Origin of the sequence: Frankia sp. Cppng1_Ct_nod, from assembly GCF_920656135.1 — a bacterium.
GTDB lineage: Bacteria > Actinomycetota > Actinomycetes > Frankiales > Frankiaceae > Protofrankia > Protofrankia meridionalis.
Genome location: NZ_CAKKTK010000121.1, coordinates 1 through 8,609, shown reverse-complemented (window position 1 = coordinate 8,609; position 8,609 = coordinate 1). Strand labels below are relative to the sequence as shown.

General features: G+C 66.5%; 5 protein-coding genes. 1 reads left to right on the top strand and 4 read right to left on the bottom strand.

Annotated elements, in window-relative coordinates; all coding sequences use genetic code 11:
* The 4 genes from NBW77_RS21255 to NBW77_RS21240 form a co-directional block, all read right to left on the bottom strand.
* On the bottom strand, window positions 1-2,657 hold a 2,657-nt coding region (locus NBW77_RS21255; protein WP_250280219.1), incomplete at its 3' end, for a type I restriction endonuclease subunit R.
* On the bottom strand, window positions 2,657-3,802 hold the full coding sequence (locus NBW77_RS21250) for a restriction endonuclease subunit S (protein ID WP_131747740.1): 1,146 nt from the start codon (window positions 3,800-3,802) through the stop codon (window positions 2,657-2,659). The genes NBW77_RS21250 and NBW77_RS21255, both read right to left, overlap by 1 nt.
* The gene (locus NBW77_RS21245) at window positions 3,795-5,420 is read right to left on the bottom strand and encodes a class I SAM-dependent DNA methyltransferase (RefSeq protein ID WP_131747739.1); all 1,626 of its coding nucleotides are present in this window, start codon (window positions 5,418-5,420) and stop codon (window positions 3,795-3,797) included. Before NBW77_RS21245 ends, NBW77_RS21250 begins: the two co-directional genes overlap by 8 nt.
* Window positions 5,421-5,450: 30 nt before the next feature.
* Window positions 5,451-7,352, bottom strand: a complete 1,902-nt coding sequence (locus NBW77_RS21240; protein ID WP_207387136.1) for a hypothetical protein — start codon at window positions 7,350-7,352, stop codon at window positions 5,451-5,453.
* Between the two features lie 199 nt (window positions 7,353-7,551).
* On the opposite strand from NBW77_RS21240, the gene NBW77_RS21235 reads away from it, so the two are divergent.
* Window positions 7,552-8,609, top strand: a 1,058-nt coding sequence (locus NBW77_RS21235; RefSeq protein ID WP_250280218.1) for an AAA family ATPase, incomplete at its 3' end; no start/stop codon positions are given.

The following is an 8,609-nucleotide window of genomic DNA, read 5'->3' as shown; positions in this document are numbered from 1 at the left end:
GCCTTGACGTGGAACTCCGGCCCAAGGTCGGAGAGCGACGGCTTCGGTAGGCCGGCGGCCTCGTAGATATCGATGATCTCGCCGGAGGCGGTCGAGGTCGCGACCAGCGTGGCGAGCATCCGCTGGATCTCTTCCGGTACCGGTTTGCCCTCGGCCTGCCGCTGCTGGGCGTCGAACTTGCCCATCCAGACCCGGACTTCCTCGTAGAACCTCGCCGTGGAGCGTAGGTGCTCGAGAGTCTGGCTGCCCGAACACAGCGCCCACGCCCGGGCCAGTTGGTTGGACAGTTTGCGGAAGCGGTCGCCGATGGTCTCTTCGCCTTCCGCCACCTGGTTGCCGGGGGTGGTCGGGGAGCGCAGGTAGTTGGTGAGTCCATAGACAGCCTTGACCCAGCTTTTCTGGGCACCGGTCAACTGCTTCCGCCACGGATAGCCGGCGCACAGCTCGTCCAGGGAGGCTATGAGCGTGGTGGTGAGGTCGACGGCCTCGTCGATGCTCTTGCCGACCGGCTTCTTGGCCCGGTCGGTGTCGGTGTACTCGGCGAGCGCCCGGCTCAGGTTGTCGACCAGGGGGGCGAAGGCGACGAGCAGCCCGTCCGGCTTGCCGCGGAAGGTGCGGTTCACCCGCGCCAGCGTCTGCATCAACAGGGCGCCCTTGAGCGGGCGGTCGAGGTAGAGCGTGTGCAGCGGTGGCGCGTCGAAGCCGGTGAGCATCATGTCCTTGACGATGACGATCTGCAGTTCGTCCTCGGCGTCACGCAGCCGCTTCTGGATGGTCTTGTTTTGCCCCTCGCGGCGGACATGCTTCGCCACCGGCATGACGTCCTGCACCGAGCCGGAGTACACGACCTTGATCACACCCTTGTCGACGGCGTCGTGGTGCCACTCCGGTCTGAGCTTGACGATCTCGTCATAGAGGCGGGCGCAGATCTCGCGGGTCGCGCCGACGATGAACGCCTTGCCCGGGGAGCCGATGAACTTTCGCATCTCCCCCGAGCGGGCCGCCCAGTGCGTGACGATCTCGCCCGCGAGCGAGGCCAGCCGGGCCGGCGCCCCGTACACGGCGTTGATCACAACGACCGATTTCTCGATCTTCGCCCGCTCCACCTCGTCAAGCCCGGCCGTGGCCTCGTCGGCGGCCCGGTCAAGATCTTCCTCGCTGACGTCCTTGGCCAGGGCGACCTTCGGCAGCCGCGGTTCGAAGTAGACGGGGACGGTCGCCCCGTCCTCGACGGCCCGGGTCAGGTCGTAGATGTCGATGTAGTCGCCGAACACCTCGCGGGTGTTGCGGTCCTCGAAGGAGATCGGCGTCCCGGTGAAGGCGATCAGCGCGGCATTCGGAAGGGCATCCTTCAGGTGGCGGGCGTAGCCGTCAAGGTCGTCGTAGTGGCTGCGATGCGCCTCGTCGGCGATGACGATGATGTTGCGCCGCTCTGACAGCAGCGGATGGTCCAGGCCGGCGTCCTTCTCTGCCTTGCTGAGGCCGAATTTCTGCAGCGTGGTGAAGTAGATGCCGCCCGTCGCACGGCTGGCCAGTTCGTCGCGTAGCTGCGCGCGGGTCGTCACCTTGATCGGAGACTCGCTCAGCAGGAGGGAGCGGTTGAAGGCTTCGAAGAGCTGGCCGTCCAGCTCCCGCCGGTCGGTCACCAGGATGAGGGTCGGGTTCTTGAGCTTGGGCTGGACGGCCACCAGGTGGGCGTACAGCTCCATCTCCATGGACTTGCCGGAGCCCTGGGTGTGCCACACGACACCGGCCTTGCCGTTGCTTTCGACCGCGGCGACCGTCGTGCCGACCGCCTTGGCGACGGCGAAGTACTGGTGGGGCTTGGCGATCCGCTTCGCGTAGCCATCGGCCCCGCCGTCGAAGGCGGTGAAGTTGCGTTGCAACTGGAGAAACCGCTCAGGGTTGAACACGCCCTCGATCAGAAACTCGAGCTCGGTGGCGAGATGGACGTCGTCGACGGGTTCGCCGAGCTTCACCGGCTTTCCGTCGTCGTCGACGTTCCAGGGCGAGTAATGGTTCAGCGGCGTGAACGGGGTGCCGTAGCGAGCGGTGATCCCGTCGCTGATCACCGTCACGACGGCGAACCGGAAGGCCATCGGGAACTCACGCAGGTAGGTCGCCAACTGGGCGTGCGCGGCGTCGAGGTCGGCCTTGGCCGACCCCGCCCGCTTCAGCTCAAAGATCGCGATCGGCAGGCCGTTGAGGTAGAGCACGACGTCGAAACGGCGCTCGACCTCCGCCGTCCGGACGGTGACCTGGTTGACGGCAAGTAACTCGTTGTCGCCGACCTGATGACTGACCAACCGGATGGTGGGGTTCTGCTCGACACCGTCAGCGTCGATGTAGCTGACCCCCCGATAGCCCTGGACGCAGATCTGGTGCAGCCGGTAGTTCTCCGCGATGGCATCCTGCGAGGTCGGCTGAATGATCTCCGCCAGGGCCTGCTCCAGGTACTCCGCCGGCACCTGCGGGTTCAACGCCCGCATCGCGGCCAGCGCCCGCCCCGGAAGCACGATGTCATCCCACGACGCCCGACCATTCTCAGCGCCCGGTGTCACGGCGGTTCCCGGCAGCGCCCGCCACTCCTGCTCAGCAAGCGTCTCGAGCGCCACCCCCTCCCAGTCCGCCTCACTGAACCCCTGCTGCCCCACCATCACACGACTCCCACCACATCACGAAGACGAACTTTCCCGGCCATCAGTAGTGGCAGTAGCTGATCCCTTGTAGTCGCCAAAGAATCGTTCTCGAAAAGTGCTGCCGCTATTCGGTTCTCTATCGCCGCAAGCGCCAGCTCCACCCTCGCCCTCGCCTCTGAAGGAACCACTGGTAGGAGAACGGCTTCGAGTTGCCTCTTGGTAATCGCCCCAAAAATAGTACCTTCGGCCTCATAGGGCGCCCAGGACTCGTGTGCGGCTCGTACCTGATGAAACAGGGTCATCGGAGATCCAAAGTGAGATCGTAGGCTTGCAACACCACGTCCGATACACAGATTTTCGTTCGCAATATTGGTCCTTCCCACGGGAGCGCGAACGCTGACAAGAGTGTCGTCCGCGTTGGCCGTTCGCACAGGTGCGGTCGTCCATACCCGTCGCAGAGGAAAGCGGACACCGAAATCCCTAACACCTTGATAAAAGGGAAGTCCATCCGCCTTCTCGTTGTAACTCGTTCCTGGAGGGGACGAACCCATTGTCACGAACGCCTGAGCGGCGAGCGGCGAGAAACTGCCATCGAGAGCCGCAAGAAGAACAGCTTCCGCCAGCTTATCTGAGAGGTTGACGATGCGCTCGTTGGCGGCGATCTTGTCGTCGAGTGCCCCCAGAAGCCTCGAAATAGCCTGCTGATCAACTATCGGGGGAAGTGCGATCTGGAGACTCTTTGCTGCCTTCACATTGAAGTGCTGCTGTACCGCACCTACAAGCTGCGCGGAAATTTGACTGCCAGTTACCCAGTTCAAATAGTAACTTAGCCATCGCGCATCGAGGTATGGTCCTGGTCGAGTTATGACGAGGTCGGAACAATTTGCCGAAGTAAGCCAGTCTGGCACCACGGCGGTTTGGCCAGGTTTTCCCGTTCGCACAGTGACGACATCCCCCGGCCGGAGAGACGATTTTATGATGCTATTATGGAACTCCTCGTCAACATACTTGACGTCGGCAATATCTATTCGATGTGGGCGAACGTTCTGTGATCGAAGAAATGGCACGCCCGAGTCCTTGTACTCGTGTGCCATCGGTCCGACGTAGCCAACGGTAACCTCTGCGGCCACATCTCCAAGTAGAACCATCCCCCACTCACGCATCGAGTCGCTCCAACTGGTCGCGCACGACCGATGCCAGTCGTGCCGATTCGTCGAATGCCGCCAGCAGGTTCTTGGTCAGCCGTTCGATCTTATCGTCGATAGGTTCGCCGTCGTCCGTTACGTCAGCGGCGCCGACGTAACGGCCTGGGGTGAGGGCGTAGTCGGCGGCTTTGATGTCGGGGATGCCTACTGATTTACAGAAGCCGGGGATGTCTTCGTAGCTCAGCTTCTTCTGGGCGGCGGAGCGGGTGCCGCGCCAGGCGTGGAAAGTGTCGGCAATCTTGGCAATGTCTTCGTTCGACAGGGCGCGCTCGGCGCGGTCGACCATATAGCCGAGGTTGCGGGCATCGATGAACAGCACCTGGCCGGAGCGGTCCACCCCTCCGTACTCCCCGGCCCGCTTGTCCTTGGCGAAGAACCAGACGCACACTGGGATGCCGGTGCTACGGAACAACTGGGTCGGCAGGGCGACCATGCAGGAGACGAGGTCGGCCTCGACGATCTGGGCGCGGATGGTGCCCTCGCCGTTGGAGTTCGACGACATCGAGCCGTTGGCCATCACCACACCAGCGCTGCCGCCCGGGGCGAGCTTGTACAGGATGTGCTGAATCCAGGCGTAGTTGGCGTTGGTGGCCGGCGGCACGCCGAACTTCCAGCGCGGGTCTTCCGTGTTACGTGACCAGTGCTTGATGTTGAACGGCGGATTCGCCATCACATAGTTCATCTGGAGGTCCGCGTGCTGGTCGCGGGCGAACGTGTCACCCCACCGCGCCCCGAGGCCCTTGTTGTCGATGCCGTGGATGGCGAGGTTCATCTTCGCCATCCGCCAGGTCTCCTCCAGGCTCTCCTGGCCGTAGATCGCGATGTCCTTCGGGTCACCGTTGTGTTCGTAGATGAACTTCTCGGTCTGGACGAACATGCCGCCCGACCCACAGCACGGGTCGTACACCCGGCCGTGTGAGGGCTCCAGCAGCTCGACGATCACGCGCACCACACTCGGCGGGGTGAAGAACTCGCCGCCCCGCTTGCCCTCCGAGCGGGCGAAGTTGCCGAGGAAGTACTCGTACACCTCACCCATGAGGTCGCGGGCGCGGTGCTCGCCCTGCCGGCTGAACCTGGCGCTGTTGAACAGGTCGATCAGCTCGCCGAGGCGGCGCTGGTCGATGTTGTCCTTGTTGTAGAGGCGGGGCAGCGTGCCCTGCAGCGTCGGGTTGGCCTTCATGACCAGGTCCATCGCCTCGTCGATGAGCTGGCCGATGTTCTTGGCCGGCTCGTTGCCCTCGGCTGGCCTGCCCTTGGCGTTCTCCGCCAGGTGCGTCCACTGGGCCAGGGGCGGCACGACGAAGACCCCGTACCCCTGGTACTCCTCGGGGTCGTCGATCAGATCCTCGATCTGCTCGTCGTCGTAGTTCTCGGCCGTCAGCTCGGCACGGATGGTCTCGCGGCGCTCGTCGTAGGCGTCGGAGACGTACTTGAGGAACACCAGGCCGAGGATGACGTCCTTGTACTGGTTCGCGGACAGCGAGCCGCGGAGCCGGTCGGCGGCCTTCCAGAGGGTGTCCTTGAGCTCCTTCATCGTCGAGGGCGCCGACGGTTCCTTCTTGGTGCGGGGCGGCATGCTGCCTGTCCTTCCTCCTGCGTTGTGGTGCTACTGCGTTGTCCGTACGGTCAGGGCCACCGCTCCGGCGGCGACCCCGTCGATCATGGCGGAGACGAGATCCCCGGTCGCGGCCAGGTGGCGCCGCAGGCTCGCCTCGTGGTTCGCCGCCGCGACGAGCGCCGCATCCAGTTGCTCCATCTCGGCGGTGTCGAGGATCGGCACGTTCCAGGTCTGCCACTCGGCGGGCTCGTCCGGCAGCCGGTTGATGATCGCTGCCACCGTGTGCGGGCCGATACCGACACCCGGTCCAATCCTGAGAATCTTCGACGGTGAGGCCACTAATGATCCGCCGTGGTCGTCGACCGTCGCGACGGGGCGGGGCCGTTCTGCGATCACCACATCTCCCGGCTCGGTACGGGCTGCCTGCGGGTACAGCCTCGCCGCGTCGAACGGGTCCAGCAGCATCGAACGGTGTGGGTCGATCGCCGCGAGAACTCGCACCGACCCGGCCGGATCGGCGTGTCCGGGATTGATGCGGCTGCCGCGCAGTACCCGTAGCTGCTTCATGTCCTTCAGCTCGCCGAGCGACCGCCGACTCAGCAGCATCGACCCTGGGGCGCGCTCGACCAGGACGTCGAAAGGTTGGATCGGCTCGCTCGTCACCAGGGTGCCCGTGTTGATCGCGGCAATGTGCCGGTCGAGCTCCGTCGTGGCCAGCCGCGCCGCCCGCGCCCCGCGCGGCACGACGGCGGCGCGGGCACTCAGGATGCGCTGGAGATCGTGCGGGCGAAGATAGCGGAACGCCCGGCTACGGACGGCCAACGCCGTGGCGGCTACGGCGGCGGCCACGTCAGAGGCGAGGTCGTCGAGGTCCAGCTCGTCCCGGGTGAACGCGGCCAGGTCGGCCACCAGCGGGTGGCGCGAGGAGCCGCCGGGCGCGCAGACCCACAGGCCCAGCGCCTGCCGATGCGCCTCCCGCCACAGACCCCGGGGCAGCCGAAGCGCGACGGCGAGGCTTTCGGAACGAAGTGTCTGCGCGCGGTGCTTCTCCTGCTCGCCGTGAAGGTCGTCGCACAGGACGGCGGCCGGGCCGACAACCACCGCGAGTTCCCCGTCGCCGAGGTCGAGCACGAGGTTGTCGAGCAGATCGAGGATCTCCTCCGCCGTCCTGCCGACGACCGACATCACGCGGACGCTCGGCGCCACCGCCGCTCCGGCCGTCTCGATGCCGCGTATCGCCGCCCGCCGCCTGACGTCGCGGAGGTCCGCAGTATCACCGGCGACCGCGAGCTGGGCGAACGACTCGGCGATTGCCAGGGTCACGCTCGTGACAGGGCCGACGTGCACGAGTGGCACGCCCTCTGGGTCGAGGTGGAGTGCGCAGGCATTAGCGACGGCGTGGATAAGGCCGACCGCCTCGGACGTGAGGTCGCGCGCGCCTCGTGCTCGGGCCGCCCGGCCCTGCTCCAGGCGGTCAAGTGCCTCGCGGGCACCGTACGACGCCTCCACCAGGTCGTCGACAAACCGCAGGGTGCTGGTAGCCGGCGCAGCAACCGCTATCTCGCGTAGCAGCATCTCGTCAGCGGGGTCGACCGAACGCGCTCGCGCGAGGCGTTGCTCCGGTGTTGTCTCGGCTAACTCCTGCCCGGTGAGCGTCGCCAGGCAGAGCCAGGTCACGAGCTCGTCCAGCGAAACGCCCTCCGGCACACTCAACGCCGGTGCGTCGAGATTCGCCTCCGCGTTGTTGCCCCGGCCGGTACGCGCCAGCCACGCGACGACCTCGTCGCGCGGGAATCGTTCTATCCCGCCGGAGGTCTCCACCGGCTCGGGAAAGGGCAGGTATTGACCGCGCACCTGCGGGCGGATGCGCCACATGCTCACGACCTGACGGCGAACCCGCGCCAGATCCGCGACGTCCTGCAGCGCCATGGTGGCCCCATCGCTCTCCACCGCGCACCTCCCCTGATCGCTCCGGCGACTCACAGGCTACTGGGAAGCATCTAGTCGTCGACTCCATCGAGTGATAAGCAGGTTTATCAATTCCCCCTGATGACTTTTGGAGTCCCCTGGCGCACGGTGATCTCCGTCCGGGCCGCTCGGGGGGCAGCCCGGACACCACACCCTCTCGCCCCCCGCGGAGGTCACGACCATGGACCCGACGCGAAGCGCCCTCTACGAGCAGTTGTTCGACGAACTGGCCGAGGCCGGCGCGTCCGACCTGGCCGCCGATCTGGTGCTCGCCGCCTTCGAGGGGGCCGACGCCCTGGCTGGCGTTCTCGGTGGCGCCACGACACCGCGCCCGTCAGCGCCGCAACGGGCCGTCCGTCCCGACGCAGCCGCGATCCCGGGCATGTATCTCACGTCCATCTCGGTCTGCGGCTTCCGCGGCATCGGCCCGACGAAGACGCTCAGCCTGCGGCCCGGCCCCGGCCTCACGCTCGTCACCGGTCGCAACGGCTCCGGGAAGTCGAGCTTCGCCGAGGCCGTCGAACTGGCCCTCACCGAGACGAACGAGCGCCTCCAGCGCGGGAAGATCTGGCGGGACGGCTGGCGCAACCTGCACTGCGAGGACGCGCCTCGGGTCGAGGTGGAGCTGACGTCGGAGGGCGCGCCACGGCCCATCCGGGTCGTACGGGCCTGGCAGGCAGACGACACCGACCTGCTGGCCGCGACGACCACGGTGCGCCTGCCCGGCGAGACCGCCCGTCCGCTGGCCGACCTGCCGTGGCGGGAGGCACTCGCCAACTTCCGGCCGTTCCTCGCCTACTCGGAGCTGAGCGGCCTGATCACGGACGGCAACGCGAAGATCTTCGACGCGCTGGGCGGGCTGCTCCGGCTCACCGAGTTGACCGACACCCACACCCTGCTGCAACAGGCGCACAGCGCCCTCGACAAGGCGCACAAGGCCGTCCGCGACGGCCGAACGGTGCTGCTCGCCGCCCTCGCAACCTCGGACGACCCACGGGCGAAAGCCATCTCGGCGGCACTCGCCTCGAAGGTCTCCAAGGCGTGGGATCTCGACAGCGCGCAATCAGCGGTCAGCGGGGGCAGCGGCAACAGCCCCGCTGTCGGCGGCAGTGGTGTCGACGGTGAGGTGGCGGCGCTGCGGCGCCTCACCGCGCTCACCGTGCCCGACCCGGCCGATGTGGCCGACCGCGCAGCACGGCTGCGGTCCGCCGGCGCGCGGGCGGACGCCACGGCCGGAAC